This is a genomic window from Saccharopolyspora sp. NPDC002376 (assembly GCF_053593195.1).
Genome location: NZ_JBSFBZ010000067.1, coordinates 1 through 14,289 on the forward strand (window position 1 = coordinate 1; position 14,289 = coordinate 14,289).

14 protein-coding genes and 1 pseudogene are annotated in these 14,289 nt (G+C 68.1%); 13 read left to right on the top strand and 2 right to left on the bottom strand.

Annotated elements, in window-relative coordinates:
• The 10 genes and pseudogenes from ACWCO2_RS31615 to ACWCO2_RS31660 form a co-directional block, all read left to right on the top strand.
• Positions 1-396: DDE-type integrase/transposase/recombinase (locus ACWCO2_RS31615; protein WP_450131449.1), on the top strand; the 396-nt coding region annotated here is incomplete at its 5' end.
• 265 nt (positions 397-661) lie between these two features.
• Positions 662-1,720, top strand: a complete 1,059-nt coding sequence (locus ACWCO2_RS31620) for an IS110 family transposase (RefSeq protein ID WP_450131450.1) — start codon at positions 662-664, stop codon at positions 1,718-1,720.
• Between the two features lie 30 nt (positions 1,721-1,750).
• Positions 1,751-2,077 (top strand): annotated as a pseudogene (locus tag ACWCO2_RS31625) (ISKra4 family transposase); the annotation flags it as partial.
• Positions 2,078-2,393: 316 nt separating this feature from the next.
• Positions 2,394-3,353 (top strand): LysR family transcriptional regulator, encoded by a 960-nt coding sequence (locus ACWCO2_RS31630; RefSeq protein ID WP_450131451.1) that lies wholly within the window; start codon positions 2,394-2,396, stop codon positions 3,351-3,353.
• Between the two features lie 267 nt (positions 3,354-3,620).
• Positions 3,621-5,024 carry an MFS transporter gene (locus ACWCO2_RS31635; RefSeq protein ID WP_450131452.1) on the top strand — a complete coding sequence of 468 codons (1,404 nt, stop codon included), beginning with the start codon at positions 3,621-3,623 and terminating at the stop codon, positions 5,022-5,024.
• Between the two features lie 187 nt (positions 5,025-5,211).
• On the top strand, positions 5,212-6,528 hold the full coding sequence (locus ACWCO2_RS31640) for a flavin-containing monooxygenase (protein WP_450131453.1): 1,317 nt from the start codon (positions 5,212-5,214) through the stop codon (positions 6,526-6,528).
• Positions 6,528-6,950 (top strand): RidA family protein, encoded by a 423-nt coding sequence (locus ACWCO2_RS31645; RefSeq protein ID WP_270952342.1) that lies wholly within the window; start codon positions 6,528-6,530, stop codon positions 6,948-6,950. The genes ACWCO2_RS31640 and ACWCO2_RS31645 overlap by 1 nt, the downstream gene beginning before the upstream one ends.
• Positions 6,947-7,612: a DUF1028 domain-containing protein gene (locus tag ACWCO2_RS31650; RefSeq protein ID WP_450131454.1), complete on the top strand. Its 666-nt coding sequence runs from the start codon at positions 6,947-6,949 to the stop codon at positions 7,610-7,612. Before ACWCO2_RS31645 ends, ACWCO2_RS31650 begins: the two co-directional genes overlap by 4 nt.
• Positions 7,613-7,622: 10 nt before the next feature.
• The gene (locus ACWCO2_RS31655) at positions 7,623-8,774 is read left to right on the top strand and encodes a M20 family metallopeptidase (RefSeq protein WP_450131455.1); all 1,152 of its coding nucleotides are present in this window, start codon (positions 7,623-7,625) and stop codon (positions 8,772-8,774) included.
• A 35-nt stretch (positions 8,775-8,809) separates the two neighbouring features.
• The gene (locus ACWCO2_RS31660) at positions 8,810-10,231 is read left to right on the top strand and encodes an aspartate ammonia-lyase (protein WP_450131456.1); all 1,422 of its coding nucleotides are present in this window, start codon (positions 8,810-8,812) and stop codon (positions 10,229-10,231) included.
• 42 nt (positions 10,232-10,273) lie between these two features.
• Here the strand turns inward: ACWCO2_RS31660 and ACWCO2_RS31665 are convergent, their stop codons facing one another.
• The gene (locus tag ACWCO2_RS31665; protein ID WP_450131457.1) at positions 10,274-10,891 is read right to left on the bottom strand and encodes a TetR/AcrR family transcriptional regulator; all 618 of its coding nucleotides are present in this window, start codon (positions 10,889-10,891) and stop codon (positions 10,274-10,276) included.
• Positions 10,892-11,023: 132 nt separating this feature from the next.
• Between ACWCO2_RS31665 and ACWCO2_RS31670 the strand changes: the two genes are divergently transcribed.
• The 3 genes from ACWCO2_RS31670 (at position 11,024) to ACWCO2_RS31680 (ending at position 13,722) form a co-directional block, all read left to right on the top strand.
• Positions 11,024-11,461: an amidohydrolase family protein gene (locus ACWCO2_RS31670; protein WP_450131458.1), complete on the top strand. Its 438-nt coding sequence runs from the start codon at positions 11,024-11,026 to the stop codon at positions 11,459-11,461.
• 1,032 nt (positions 11,462-12,493) lie between these two features.
• Positions 12,494-13,180 (top strand): hypothetical protein, encoded by a 687-nt coding sequence (locus ACWCO2_RS31675; RefSeq protein ID WP_450131459.1) that lies wholly within the window; start codon positions 12,494-12,496, stop codon positions 13,178-13,180.
• Positions 13,181-13,521: 341 nt separating this feature from the next.
• Positions 13,522-13,722 carry a cold-shock protein gene (locus tag ACWCO2_RS31680; RefSeq protein WP_450131460.1) on the top strand — a complete coding sequence of 67 codons (201 nt, stop codon included), beginning with the start codon at positions 13,522-13,524 and terminating at the stop codon, positions 13,720-13,722.
• Between the two features lie 114 nt (positions 13,723-13,836).
• Here ACWCO2_RS31680 and ACWCO2_RS31685 read toward each other — a convergent pair whose 3' ends face one another.
• Positions 13,837-14,166 (bottom strand): chorismate mutase, encoded by a 330-nt coding sequence (locus ACWCO2_RS31685; RefSeq protein WP_450131461.1) that lies wholly within the window; start codon positions 14,164-14,166, stop codon positions 13,837-13,839.
• Positions 14,167-14,289 lie beyond the last annotated feature (123 nt).

A 14,289-nucleotide genomic window follows, 5' to 3' on the forward strand; every position in this document is an offset into this window, starting at 1 on the left:
TACTCGATCTCCGATCGCATGAAGTCCTCACTTGCCGTCGCGGCGTTGCGCAACGCTATCGCGCTCCGCGACCCGCGCGGCGTGATCGTTCATTCCGACAGGGGCAGCCAGTTCCGGTCGAAGAAATTCCGGCGACTGCTGCGCCGCCACCAGCTGGCCGGATCCATGGGCAGGGTCGGCGCGTGTGGCGACAACGCCGCTATGGAATCGTTCTTTTCCTTGCTGCAGAAGAACATTCTCGACACCAGGCGGTGGCACACCCGCGAGGAACTCCGGCTGGCGATCGTGTCCCGGATCGAGACGAAATATCACCGCAAACGCCGGCAACGACGCCTGGGCAAACTCACCCCGGTCGAGTTCGAGACCATCCATACCGCCGCCGCACACGCGGCCTGACACCAGTCAAGCCCAAGTGACAACCAAACAATGATGATGGTGGTTGGTACCGGTTCGGGATCTGACTTGCAATCAAACTGACCCCCGGGTGTCCTTCTAGGGACGCGTCGGTCCCGGGCCGGTGCCGTTCCGGACGAGTCTTTCAGGCGACCGGTCCGGACGGATGTGACCTGATAGGAACCTGCGCCACCAGATGCCTCGTCATTGTTGTGTCCGCGTCCCGGCACCCGTGTCGCCGATTGGACAGGGAAGGCGACACCCCAGCATGACGGACACGAGCGATGTCATCGGTGGCGTGGACTGCCACGCAGACACCCACCACGCGGCCGTGATCGACCACCGTGGCCGACTGCTCGCAGCCAGCGAGTTCCCGACGACCGCGGAAGGCTATCGGCAGCTGACCACGTGGTTACACCAGCACGGACGGCTCGAACAGATCGGGGTCGAAAGCTCAGGCTCCTACAGAGCCGGGCTGACCCGGTACCTGCAGGCCTGCGGCATCACCGTCGTCGAGGTCAACCAGCCCCACGCCCACACCCAGTCCCGGCGCGGTAAGACCGACGCCATTGACGCCGAGGCCGCCGCCCGCAAGGTCCTGGCCGGCGAGTGCACCATGGCGCCCAAAGACACCACAGGCGTCGTGGAATCGATCCGCCAGCTGCTGACAGTCCGCAGCAGTGCGGTGAAATCGCGCACGGCAGCGCTCAACCAGCTCAGCGAACTCCTCGTGACTGCGCCCGACGCTGTCCGCGCGAGCATCACCGCCCGAGGCCTGGAAGGCAAAGCCCGCCAATGCCTGGCCTGGCGCCCCGACCCCGCCCGGCTGCACGACCCCGTCCATGCCGCCAAATACGCCCTGCGCAGCCTCGCACGCCGCATTCAGGACCTGACCAACCAAGCCAGCGACCTCGAGAACAAGCTCGCCTCGCTCGTCCAGCGCAGCGCACCCCGCACACTCGCGCTCCTCGGCGTCGGCACGCTTCACACCGCCCAGCTACTCACCACGGCCGGTCAGAACATCGAACGGCTGCACGGCGAAACCGCGTTCGCCCACCTCTGCGGCTCCGACCCGATCCCCGCCTCATCAGGCAAAACAATCCGGCATCGACTCAACCCCTTCGGAGACCGCGACGCCAACCGTGCCCTACACATGATCGCGGTCGTCAGGCTGCGCTACTGCGACCGCACCCGCACCTACGCAGCACGCCGCACCACCGAAGGACTATCCAAAAAGGACATCATCCGCTGTCTCAAACGCTACATCGCACGCGAGATCTACTACGCACTCCGCACAGACCTCAAAGATCTTGCACTGACCACTTGACCTTTATAGGAACGTCCCTGGGCAGCCCCCCCGCACGCCCGCAAAAACGCCGACGCCACCGCCAGCTATCTCACCCGCAAAGCCACAGCCGGCTACCTCAACTACCCCGCCGCCCTCAACAACGGCTGGCCCATCGCCACAGGCGTCATCGAAGGCGCCTGCCGCCACCTCATCGCCGACCGCATGGACATCACCGGCGCCCGCTGGGGCCTACCCGGCGCCGAAGCGATCCTCCAACTCCGCGCCCTCACCACCAACAACGACTTCCACGAATACTGGACCCACCACCTCACCCAAGAACAACAACGTAACCACCACACCCGCTACGCCAACAACATCATCCCCCAGGCAGCATGACCTCCCTCCAAAAGAGCCACACCCTTTTGATCAAGACTCAAGCACGGCGCCGCTCACCTTGCGAGACGAGGTCGAGCCCTGGAGATCGTCGTCGCCTGGATCCGCGGGGTCCGGCTGACCCGGCGAGCTCAGGCCTTCGTCGACCTCTGCGGGGCGATGTACGCCTCCGCAGCTCCCATCGAAGCGCCGTCTGTTCCGCGGATTGAGGCGACTGGGGTGTGCTCGTGTTCATGACCGCAGCGGCCGGATGTGGTATCTGATGTACCGTTGCCCTCGGATTTGGCAACAGTTGTAGTGATGATCGGGTGGTGCTGCGGTGAGCGGGCAACCGGACGTGACCCTCACGCAGCTGCGTTACTTCGTCGAGGCCGCGTCCGCGCTGAGCATGACGAAGGCAGCCGAGGAGCTGCGGGTTGCCCAGTCGGCCGTCTCGGCGGCAGTCGCCCAGCTGGAACGGCAGGTGGGCACGCCGCTGTTCATCCGCCAGCACGCGCGGGGTCTCGTCCTGACGGCGGCGGGGGAGGAGTTCCTGCGGGATGTGCGGGGGCTGCTCGCGCACCTCGGTGAGGTCCTGGACGCGGCGCGAGGTCGCGGCGACGACGTGCGCGGGCGCATTCGGCTGGCGTGCATGATCACCCTCGTCCCGTTCGTGATGCCCGAGCTGCTCGCGGAGTTGAGCGCGGACCATCCCGGGCTCGAAGTCGAGGTGTTCGAGCTCGAAGCCGCCGCGGTGAGCGCCGCGTTGCGCAGCGGCACTGTCGAGGTGGCCGTGACCTACGACCTGGGGCTCGGGCAGGGGGTGGCGCGCGAGGCCATCGCCGAGGCGCCGCCGTACGTGCTCCTGCCGCCCGGGCACCCGCTCGCTGAGCTCTCGCAGGTCCGGCTGCGCGATCTGGCCGATGAACCGATGGTGCTCCTCGACCTCCCGCACAGCCGCGAGTACTTCCGCGAGCTGCTGTCCGCGGCCGGCGCAACGCCCCGCATCGCCTACCGGTCGCACAGCGTCGAGGCTGTCCGCGGGATGGTCGCTCAGGGGTTGGGTTTCTCGCTGCTCAACCAGCGGCCGGTGCTCGACGGCACCTACGGCGGTGGACGCGTCGAGTCGCGCCCCATCGCCGATGACGTGCAGTCGCTGTCGATGGTGGTGGCGTGGATGGAGTCGGTGCGGCGCACAGCCCGGGCCCGCGCGGTCACCGACAGTGCCCGCGCGGTCGTCGAACGACTCGGGGTGGCCACCGGACGGCTGGGTGAGAACACCCGCGCCCCGCGCTCCTGATCCGGCGACCGGGCATACATAAGGTTGGGCACCCGCAGTCCAGGCGGGCGCTGAGGTTCCGCCACCCGCACCTCTTCGCACAACGAGGATGGAAAAACCTCATTGCATCGGAATTGGCGATGCACTGGACTCATTATCTCTGTTTGAGCGATCACCCGTGAGTGCATAGCGTCGCCTCCCAACAGCGCTGACGTCGTGCGCGCTGTTCACGGCAGGGGCGTTTGGACGCGGTCCTGCCGCCGTCCCGCGACGACCGCAGGAGGCCCCGTGTCCGAACTCGCCTCACATTCCGCCGCCGATGCCGCGCTCGACGCGGCCGTCCAGGCCGATTCCGCCTCGCTGCGCCGAAGCGTGGCGGCCGGTGCGATCGGCGTCTTCGTCCACTGGTTCGACTGGGCCGTCTACGCCTACCTCGCCACCACCATCGCGACGGTGTTCTTCCCCGCCGAGAGCCAGGTCGCCGGCGTGCTGTCGGTGTTCGCCGTGTTCGCGGTGTCGTTCGGCATCCGCCCGCTCGGCGCGCTGGTGTTCGGGCCGCTCGGCGACCGCATCGGCCGCCGGCGAACGCTGTCGATCGTCATCGTCGTGATGTCGCTCGCGACGCTCGCGATCGGTCTGCTGCCCGGGTACGCGACGATCGGGGTCGCTGCGCCGATCCTGCTGGTCGCGATCCGGTTGGTGCAGGGCTTCGCGGCCGGCGGCGAGTTCGGCAGTGCCGCCAGCTTCCTGGCCGAGTACTCGCCCCGCGCTCGGCGCGGTTTCGGTGTCAGCTGGCTCGAGGTGGGGTCGCTGCTCGGATTCCTGGCCGGGTCGTTCGCCTTCTACCTGCTGTCGGTTTCGCTGACGCCCGAGCAGATCACCGCGTGGGGGTGGCGGATTCCGTTCCTGATCGCGGCACCGATGGGCGTGATCGGCTACGTCATCCGGACGAAGATCGAGGACACGCCGGAGTACCGGGTGCTGGAGGCGACCGGCTCGGTGTCGCGCAGCCCGATCGCCGAGCTCTTCCGCGCCAACGCGCGGCAGCTGTTCCAGGCCGCCGGAATCATGACGATGATGCACGTGCTCTTCTACGCGGTGCTCACCTACCTGGTGAACTACCAGACGGACCACCTGGGGCACTCCGCCGAGAGCGCCGCGCTCCTCTCGACGTTCGTCTCGCTGCTCGGGCTCGTCCTGGTGCCCGCGTTCGGTCGGCTGTCCGACCGGATCGGTCGCAAACCCGTCCTGGTCGGTGCCGCCGTCGCCCTGCTGATCTCGGCCACGCCCGCCTATCTGCTGATGCAGACGGGGATGGCCGGCACCGTCATCGCGGCGCTGGGACTGGCGGTGATCCTCTCGGCAATCCTCGGCACCCACGCCGTGTGGGCCGCGGAGATCTTCCCGACCCGGACCCGTCAAGGCGGGTTGTCGATCGCCTACAACATCACCGCCGCGCTTTTCGCCGGCACAGTGCCGTTCTTCATGACGGTCCTCATCTCCGTCACCGGGAGCCTGCTGGTCCCCGGCCCCTACCTGATGGTCGCCGCAGTGATCGGGCTCGTCGCCGCGCTGAGCATGCGCGAAACCGCGGGGAGCAGTCTGCTGCAGGCGCAGGACCTCGGGGCTGGCGGTGCCGAGGCGGCGGTCCCGCAGTCGGCCGGATCGGCTGCGGGCAAGGGGAATTCCTGACAGCTGGGGGCCGTCCGCACGCGACGGGCGGTCCCGCACGGTCCATTGCATCAGCAGATTCGATGCAATGATTCGAAAACATATGCTGGTCTGTTGCAATGGGTTTCGCTCAGACTCGGATCATCGGCGGTCCCGTTGACCGGTGCGGGTGGTCGTAGAACGTCGAGACCAGTGAACGGAGGATGACATGTCGCATTGCGAGACCGAGGTCCTCGTAGTCGGCGGAGGACAGGCCGGGGTGGCCGTGAGCGAACACCTGGGCGCACGTGGAATCCCGCACCTGGTGCTGGAGCGCGATCGCATCGCCGAACGCTGGCGCACCGGCCGTTGGGACTCCCTCGTGGCGAACGGTCCGGCCTGGCACGACCGCTTCCCAGGACTGCGGTTCGACGACGTCGATCCCGACGGTTTCGCTTCGAAGGAACAGGTCGCGGACTACCTCGTCGCGTACGCGGAGAAGATCGACGCACCGATCCGCTGCGGGGTGGACGTCCAGCGCGTGCGAAAGAACGTCGGACGCCCTGGCTTTCGCGTCGAGACCTCGGACGGGGTGATCGACGCCCGGTACGTGGTAGCGGCGACCGGACCATTCCAGACCCCGGTCATTCCCCCCGTCGTTCCCGAGAGCGCGGACGTGGCCCAGCTGCACTCCAGCTCCTACCGCAACCCACAGCAGCTGCCCGAAGGTGCTGTCCTCGTAGTCGGAGCGGGGTCATCGGGCGTCCAGATCGCAGACGAGCTGCAGCGCTCCGGCCGGAAGGTCTACCTGTCGGTCGGTCCGCACGACCGGCCGCCGCGGCAGTACCGGGGCCGTGACTTCTGCTGGTGGCTCGGGGTCCTCAACAAGTGGGACGCGGCGGCTCCGCCTCGCGGGGCGGAGCACGTCACGATCGCGGTCAGCGGGGCCCGGGGTGGCCGGACCGTCGACTTCCGCGCGCTCGCGGCCGACGGCATCACTCTCGTCGGCATGACCCGCGCATTCGCCGACGGCCGGATGCACTTCGCGGACGACCTGCGCCAGAACATCGCGAACGGCGACGCCAACTACCTGAAGATGCTCGACGAGGCCGACGCCTACATCGCGCGCAACGGGCTCGACCTGCCCGAGGAACCGCAGGCCCGCACGTTCGGGCCGGATCCGGACTGCGTGACCGACCCGATTTCCGAGCTGGACCTCGCAGAAGCCGGAGTCACCTCGATCGTCTGGGCGACCGGTTTCCGGTCCGACTACAGCTGGTTGCAGGTCGACGCCTTCGACGACGACGGCAAGCCGCAGCACACCCGCGGCGTGTCCGCCGAGCCCGGGATCTACTTCCTCGGACTGCCGTGGCTGTCGCGGCGCGGGTCGAGTTTCCTCTGGGGTGTCTGGCACGACGCCGCGTTCGTGGCCGAGCACATCTCGATCCAGCGCGGTTACCTCGCCTACGCCGGCTCTCCCGGCACCGACGCTTCCCGGCTCGACCGGGTCCTCGAACCGACCGTCAACACGACCGGAGCAGCCTGATGCCGACCCACACTCGCATCCGTCCGTTCAACACCCGCGACACCTATCCCGAGCAGAACCTCGACAACGACTTGTGCCAGGCCGTGGTGGCCGGCAACACCGTCTACGTCCGCGGCCAGATCGGGCAGGACCTCGACACCAGCGAGTCGGTCGGGATCGGTGACGTCGGGGCCCAGGCCGAGCAGGCGATGGCGAACATCGACATGCTGCTCCGGGAGGCGGGCAGCCGGATGGAACACCTGGTCAAGCTGACCATCTACCTGATCGACCCGCGTTACCGCGAGACCGTCTACCGGACCGTCGGCCGCTGGACCAAGGGCGTCCACCCGATCTCCACCGGTGTCGTCGTCTCCGCGCTGGCACGCCCGGAGTGGCTGTGCGAGATCGACGCGATCGCCGTTATCCCGGAGGACGACCGATGACCTTCTCCATCTCAGCCAGGTACGACGGACGCTTCGGGATGGCTGTGAGCTCCTCCAGCCCCGCAGTGGCTGCGCGCTGCTTGCACCTGCGGCCGGGTGTTGGCGCCGCCGCCTCGCAGAACGTGACAGATCCTCGCCTGGGCGGGCGCATCCTCGACCGCTTGGCCGTCCACGGCGATGCCCAGCTGGCGTTGCAGGAAGTCGGCGAGGGCGCGACCGACCTGGACTACCGCCAGCTGACCGCGGTCGGGCCGGCCGGCCCGACCGCCTGGTTCAGCGGTGAGCAGACCCTCGGCACCCACGGCGCCGCTGTCGGCCCGCACTCGGTGGCCGCAGGCAACCTGCTCAGCGGCAGTGAGATCCCGACGATCATGGTCGACGCCTTCGAGTCCGCGACGGGCGAGCTCGAAGAGCGACTGATCGCCGCGTTGCAGGCGGCGGTCGCAGCGGGCGGGGAGGCAGGGCCGGTGCACTCCGCGGGGCTTGCCGTCGTCGCCGACGTGGAGTGGCCGGTGACCGACCTGAGGGTCGACTGGGCCGAGGAACCGATCGACCGCCTGGCCGAAGCACTGGAGATCTGGCTGCCGCAGCGCGACGACTACGTCCGCCGCGGGCTGCATCCCGCGACCGCGCCGTCGTACGGCGTCCCCGGCGACCAGTAGGAGGAATCCCATGCCGAGCACGGTCACCCGTGAGAAGGCCGCGATCCGCACCGCCCTGGACCGGGCGGCTGACGAACTGGTCGAGCTGTCGACGAGACTGCACGCCCGGCCCGAAACCGCCTGGGAGGAGCACCACGCCGCCGCGACGGTCCCGGAGCTGCTCGATCGTCGCGGGTTCACCGTGACCGCGGCCTACTTGGGGCTGGAGACCGCGTTCCTCGCCCGGTACGGCTCGGGTCCGCTGCGGATCGCGTTGTGCGCCGAGTACGACGCGCTTCCCGGGCTCGGGCACGCCTGCGGGCACAACCTGATCGCCGCGTCCTCGGTGGGTGCCGCGCTCGGCTTGGCCGAGATCGCCGACGATCTCGGTCTGACCGTCGAGGTGTACGGCACCCCGGCCGAGGAGGGCGGCGGCGGCAAGATTGAGATGTTGGAGCGGGGCGCGTTCCACGACGTCGACCTGGCGATGATGGTCCACCCGGGGCCGGTCGACGTCGCCGAGGCGCGGCCGTTCGCGGTCAGCCATTCCCGGATCTCCTACAGCGGCCGGTCCGCGCACGCGGCGGCCTATCCCGAGGAGGGGGTGAACGCCGCCGACGCGTTCACCGTCGCCCAGGTCGCCATCGGCCTGCTGCGCCAGCAGCTCCCGTCGAGCTCGCGGGTGCACGGGATCGTCACCTCGGCCGGTTCGGCGCCCAATGCGATCCCCGAAACCTCCTCGGGGCGGTGGTACGTGCGTGCGGAGACCCTGGCCGAGCTGGCTGAAATCGAGCCGAAGGTGATGCGCTGCTTCGAAGCGGGCGCCCTGGCAACCGGCACCACGCTGGAGATCGAGGCGGAGAGCAAGCCCTACGCCGAGTTCCGCACCGACGAGCGCGCGCTCGCGGCGTACCGGGCCAACGCCCTGCACCTGGGGCGGGAGTTCGCCCCGGACGGGCTGGCGGGCCGGATGAACCGGGCGTCGACGGACATGGGCAACGTGTCGCAGGTCGTGCCTGCCATCCATCCCTACATCGGGATCGGGTCGCTGCCGGCCACCAACCACCAGCGCGAGTTCGCCGCGCACTGCGTCGGTCCGCAGGCCGAACGGGCCCTGCTCGACGGAGCGGTCGCGCTGGCCTGGACCGGTGTGGACCGGGCCCGCAGCAGCGACCCGGAGTGAGCACCTCGCCTCCGAAACCCTCCCGGGAGACCTCCATGTCGATCGACCTCACGGCTGGCGGGCGGTCCGAGCACGACATGCTCGGCACTGTCACTGTGCCGGCCGATGCCTACTACGGCGTGCACACCGTGCGTGCTCTGACCAACTTCCCGATCAGCGGCGAGACCTTGGCGGCCCGGCCCCACCTCGTCGTCGCGCTTGCCGCGGTGAAGCAGGCTGCAGCGTCGGCGAACACCGAGGTGGGGGCGATCCCCGAGCGGATCGGCGCTGCGATCGTCGCGGCGTGCGCGGAGATCCGGTCCGGGCGCTTGCACGACCAGTTCGTCGTCGACCTGATCCAGGGCGGGGCGGGCACCTCGACGAACATGAACGCCAACGAGGTGATCGCCAACCGCGCCTTGGAGATCCTGGGCCGGCCGCGTGGCGACTACGCCGCGGTGCATCCGCTCGATCACGTCAACCTCGGGCAGAGCACCAACGACGTCTACCCGACGGCAGTCAAGTTGGCGCTCGACGCGCACATCGACGAGCTGCTGGCGGCGCTGGCCCACCTCCGGGAGGCGTTCGAGGTCAAGGCCACCGAGTTCGCCGACGTCCTGAAGATGGGACGGACCCAGCTGCAGGACGCCGTCCCGATGACGCTCGGCCAGGAGTTCGGCGCGTTCGCGGTGACCCTCGGGGAGGACGAAGCCCGACTGGCCGAGGTCCGGCTCCTGCTGCACGAGCTCAACCTCGGCGGGACGGCCATCGGCACCGGGCTCAACGCCCGCCCGGGCTACCGGGAAGCCGCGTTGGCGCATCTGCGGGACATCACCGGGATCACCACGCTCGTCTCCGCCGCCGACCTCGTCGAGTCCACTCAGGACGTCGGGGTTTTCGTGCAGCTGTCCGGTGTTCTCAAGCGGACGGCCGTCAAGGTCTCGAAGATCTGCAACGACCTGCGGCTGCTGTCCTCCGGGCCGCAGGCCGGTTTCGGCGAGATCGCGCTGCCCCCTCGGCAGGCCGGTTCATCGATCATGCCGGGGAAGGTGAATCCGGTGATCCCGGAGGTGGTCAACCAGATCGCCTTCGACATCATCGGCAACGATGTGACGGTGACCCTGGCGGCGGAGAGCGGCCAGTTGCAGCTCAACGCCTTCGAACCGATCATCGCGCGGGCGCTGAGCGCTGGGATGGGCCATCTCACGGCCGGGCTGCGGGTGCTGGCCGAGCAGTGCGTGGCGGGGATCGATGCTCGCCGGGAGCATCTCGCGGCGGTCGTCGTGGGTTCGACCGGCCTCGTGACCGCGCTGAGCCCGGTGCTCGGTTACGAGACGGCGTGCGCGATCGCAGTGGAAGCGCACCGGGGAGGTCGTCCTGCACTCGACCTGGTGCGCGAGCGGACTGCGCTCACCGAGGAGCAGCTCGCCACGCTGCTCGCCCCGGACGTGTTGACCGGACGGAGCACAGTTGCCTGACCGACGCGGGGTCTTGGGCGTTTCGCTGGTTAACGCGGCCGGTCAGGAGACGGTCTTGGCCGGCATCGCGGTTCCGGTCATCGCGGCGAGGTAGCGCAGCAACGACTCCCGCGCGAGATCCACGGTCACCGACGAGTTCCGGCTCACGATGTGGAGACCGAAACCGTCCTCCAAAACGACTGCGTTGCGTGCGATTTCGCCCACCGGGCAGGTCGGTGTGAACGCGCCGAGACCGGCGCCCAGTTCGAGGATCGACTGGTAGAGCACGACCTCCCGGTCGAACAGGCTCGCCATGAGCGCGGCGTGCGCGGCGCTGCGGTCGGCCAGGGCGTGCAGTTGGTACAGCAGCCGGCAGGTGGCGTCGTCCGGCCCGGAGGGCAGGCCCGACCGCACCGCGCCCAGCAGTTTGCCGCGCGGCGTGCGCTGCCGGTCCACCTCGGCGACCCGGCTTTGGTAGAACTCGGCGACGGCGGCGCTGTGCACGTCTACGATCAGCTCGTCGATCTCCGGGAAGTAGTACAGCACCGAGCCCTGGGACAGTCCGGCCCGCTCGGCGATGTCCCGAATCCGCATGTCAGCCAGGCCACGGTCCCGGATGGCCTGCCCGGCGGCAGCGATGATCGAGGTGCGGCGCGCTTCCTGGCGCTTCGGTCGTGCCATGCCTCCATTCTTCAAACAGATGCATCAGTTCAGCAACCCGCATGCCTTCCCACATCGGCGTTTCCTCGGCGAATTTTTTGAATTCTCTTTCAAGGAATAACGCCGGTCGCCGGTGGCGGTGAACTGCAGGGCATGGAGTGCGACCTCGGCGACGTCCGCGGCCTGACCGAGTACCGGCAGCGCATCCGGAGGTCGAGTGGATCACCGGCACCAGCTGGCGCACGTCGGCCTGCTCCACCCCGACGACATCCGGCGCATGCGGGACCTCGGGGTGATCGCCAACATCCGCCCGCTGACCCGCACGCGAGGGGCCACCGGGCGCAGACCGATCCGCTGCTGGCGGGCCAGGCGATCATCGCCACCGAGGCGATTGCCGCTTGCACGAGCGGCGCGGCCCACGCCAACCACCTGGACTGCGACACCGGCACCATCGCCGTCGGCGAAGCTGCCGATCTCGTGGTGCTCGATCGAGACCCAGGTGCCGTGCCGCCCCGCGAGATCGCAGACATCCGGGTCGCCATGACCTGTGTGGACGGTCAGGCGGTGCATGAAGCGCGCAGTAACGGGTGACTCCTGGACTCACGCCCTGATGTCGAAGCTGCCGATGTACCTGGCGCCGTCCAGCGGCCCCAGCGGGCTTCTCGCTTCCTTTGCGGGGCGCGGAGTGTCCTGATGGCGGCGCGGTTTGACTCGTTCCGGCTTCCTGGCTGGTCGGCGGCTTGTCGCTTCCCGTCGGAGCAGCCTGTGAGCCGCAGCCCGCCCGGCTCAACCCGAGCACAGGCAGGACCGGCAACCACTTGCCGACGTGCTGCCGCATCATGACTCAACCTCATTCTGATCTTCGCATGTTCCAGGGGAGGCCTTTCGGCGACGCGGCTTGTTCCTGCCGGGGCGATCGAGACTTTGCCGGGATTCAGCGGGAGAATACGCCCTGCGACGGCTGGCGTAGGGGAAACTCTCATTACTGGTCAAGCCAAATGCAGAAGAGCTCGAAATCTGCGGCTTTCGAGAAATTCGACCTCTGACCGTATTTCGCCGGATGCGGACTGCGACGGCCGGGCTGCCGGTGGTGTGGCGCCGGGCGGGTGTCGCGTGTTCGCTAGTGCGTGGTGCTCGCTGTTGATGTGGTCCACAGTGGATGAATTCCGTCATGGGTGCGGACTTGATGTGGTTAATTCGAAGGTTCGAGCAATGGGGATTTCTTTCGCGCCTGTTGTCCAGGGAATTTTTGGCTCAGGAAAAGGGTAAAATTCTGACGGTGAAGTTTTGTCCGAAGTGGACTTGTTGAGTCGTGCTTGCCGGGTGGGGTGTCATGGAGTTTCCTTTCGGGAAACGAACAGGGGAAACGGGAACGAAGCGACCGGGGCCTTCCCTTTGTCGGGCAATGCTTATTCGATGTGAGCGAGATGTACGGTGGGGTGGACGGGTGCCGCACCAACATCTGAGTTGATCGGCGGAGGGCATATGAGGAATGACACTCTCCCCGGCGCGTTCTTGGACGTGCGTTGCGGGCTCAGGCAGGCTGGCTGACAGCATGGGCGCCTTGAGGGGGCGTCACGTTCGAGGCGTTGGCGCTCGTAGGGCGTCTGGGAGGTATGCACCATGGCCGAACCGAGCCGGGCTGAAGAGTCGGCGGGCGGAGAGCCGGTCGTCGGGGAGAGCCCCGAGCAGAAGGGCGCGGAGCAGGCCGAAAGTCAGGTCGAGGCCACGCAGCACGAATCGTCCGCCGAAGGGGCTCCCGCGAAGGCAGCGGAGGCCGCGGAGACCGAGTCTGCCAAGACTGAGGCTGCGGATGCGGAGGCTGCGGAGTCTGCGGAGGTGGAGGCCGAGTCCGCGGACACGGAGGCCGCGGAGGCCTCGGCTTCTCCGAAGCGTGGGGGCAAGAACGGGTTGCTCGTCGGGCTCGGCAGCGGTCTGGTCGTGGGCGCCGTCGCCGGGCTGGCGTTCGCCGGGTTCGTCAAGCCGGACTTCCTCGTCGGGCCGGGCAAACCGGATGACAAGGCGTCCGCGGTCACTGCGGCCCTGGCCGGCAAGGACGCCAGCGGTCTGGCGGCCAGCTCCTGCCGCGGTCCTGATGGCACGTTGGCCCCGCAACTTCCGCCGGAGGCGTTGCAGTTCATCCAGTCCGCCGAGCAGTCGGGTCCGCCGATTCAGTCGCTGGACAGCGAGGCGCTGTCACCCGTCGACCTCACGCTCAGCGCGCAGGGCCAAACGCAGACCCTTCCGGTCAACGTCGTCCTCGGCGTGACCAACGGTGAGTGGTGCATGAAGGGCCTCTCGCAGCGGTAGCAGTAGCCGGTCCTCGTCCGGGTGCGGCTGACGCGGCTCGGCCGCTCCCGGACACTTCTCCTCGCGCCGTACGGGGCGTGCGAGCCTGCCGTTGGTCGTGTCCGGCGGCGGTGCGGCGACACGTTCGGTCGGTCCGCTGGGCGGTGCGGCTCGCAGTCGTGTAGGTTCGACTCTGGTCGCAGTAGTTCTGTTTCGTGTTTTGCGCAGGCTCGCAGGATATCGATGCGGGTGAGCAGCTTTCTTTGGTCAAGCTGGAGTTAGCAGCCGTCTGAGATCCCTCCGGCCCCGGCAGGCACGCAAGGTGTCCCGCCGGTTCACCTCTAGCTCCCAAGGAGATTGTCATGGCACAGGGAACCGTGAAGTGGTTCAACGCGGAAAAGGGCTTCGGCTTCATCGCCCCTGACGACGGTGGCCCGGACGTGTTCGTGCACTACTCGGCCATCGACTCGTCGGGCTTCCGCGAGCTGTCCGAGGACCAGAAGGTGACCTACGAGGTCACCCAGGGCCCGAAGGGCCCGCAGGCCGCCAGCGTGCGCGTCTGACATTTGCGTTGTCCGGTGGCTCCCCGTCCTGCCTGGACGGGGAGCCACCGGCGTTCGTGCCGCTGATGGGACGAGGCCTCGTGCCTCGCTCAGTGCGCCGCCGCGCGTTCTCGCTCAACTGTTCGACTCTGGGGGTGTAGCCGGCGACTGGGCACGGCTGACGTCGCGCCGTTCGTAGGCGATGAAGGAATCGACCATCGTTCGGTAGATGTCACCGATCAACTCCCCGGATCCGCCCGCTGCCTCGGCACGCGCCGCAGCTGTGGCGACGACGGCCGCAGCCCGGTTCGGTGCCCGCACTTCGAGGTCGTTCCGCTTGAATGTGCCGGCTGCGCGCACCAGGTGCTGGCGGCGCACCAGCAGGCCGACCAGTTCGGCGTCCAATTCGTCGATCGCTGCGCGGACCTCGGCTAGGTCGGTGTAGGAGTCTCCGGAATCAGTCACGCCGATGATCGTGGCACACAAGGTGGATCGTCCCTCTGCGATCGGTGAACAGGTGGATCGACGCCGTGCACAGTGGACGGCGGAGTCGAGCTCCGTCGTCACGCCGGCTGGCGGGTGACGGCG

Excerpts from the sequence above, each read along its gene's own strand:
- ACWCO2_RS31620 (WP_450131450.1), top strand. The coding sequence starts at position 662 with ATGACGGACACGAGCGATGTCATCGGTGGCGTGGACTGCCACGCAGAC.
- ACWCO2_RS31640 (WP_450131453.1), top strand. The coding sequence starts at position 5,212 with ATGTCGCATTGCGAGACCGAGGTCCTCGTAGTCGGCGGAGGACAGGCC.
- ACWCO2_RS31645 (WP_270952342.1), top strand. The coding sequence starts at position 6,528 with ATGCCGACCCACACTCGCATCCGTCCGTTCAACACCCGCGACACCTAT.
- ACWCO2_RS31650 (WP_450131454.1), top strand. The coding sequence starts at position 6,947 with ATGACCTTCTCCATCTCAGCCAGGTACGACGGACGCTTCGGGATGGCT.
- ACWCO2_RS31655 (WP_450131455.1), top strand. The coding sequence starts at position 7,623 with ATGCCGAGCACGGTCACCCGTGAGAAGGCCGCGATCCGCACCGCCCTG.
- ACWCO2_RS31660 (WP_450131456.1), top strand. The coding sequence starts at position 8,810 with ATGTCGATCGACCTCACGGCTGGCGGGCGGTCCGAGCACGACATGCTC.
- ACWCO2_RS31665 (WP_450131457.1), bottom strand. The coding sequence starts at position 10,891 with ATGGCACGACCGAAGCGCCAGGAAGCGCGCCGCACCTCGATCATCGCT.
- ACWCO2_RS31670 (WP_450131458.1), top strand. The coding sequence starts at position 11,024 with ATGGAGTGCGACCTCGGCGACGTCCGCGGCCTGACCGAGTACCGGCAG.
- ACWCO2_RS31675 (WP_450131459.1), top strand. The coding sequence starts at position 12,494 with ATGGCCGAACCGAGCCGGGCTGAAGAGTCGGCGGGCGGAGAGCCGGTC.
- ACWCO2_RS31680 (WP_450131460.1), top strand. The coding sequence starts at position 13,522 with ATGGCACAGGGAACCGTGAAGTGGTTCAACGCGGAAAAGGGCTTCGGC.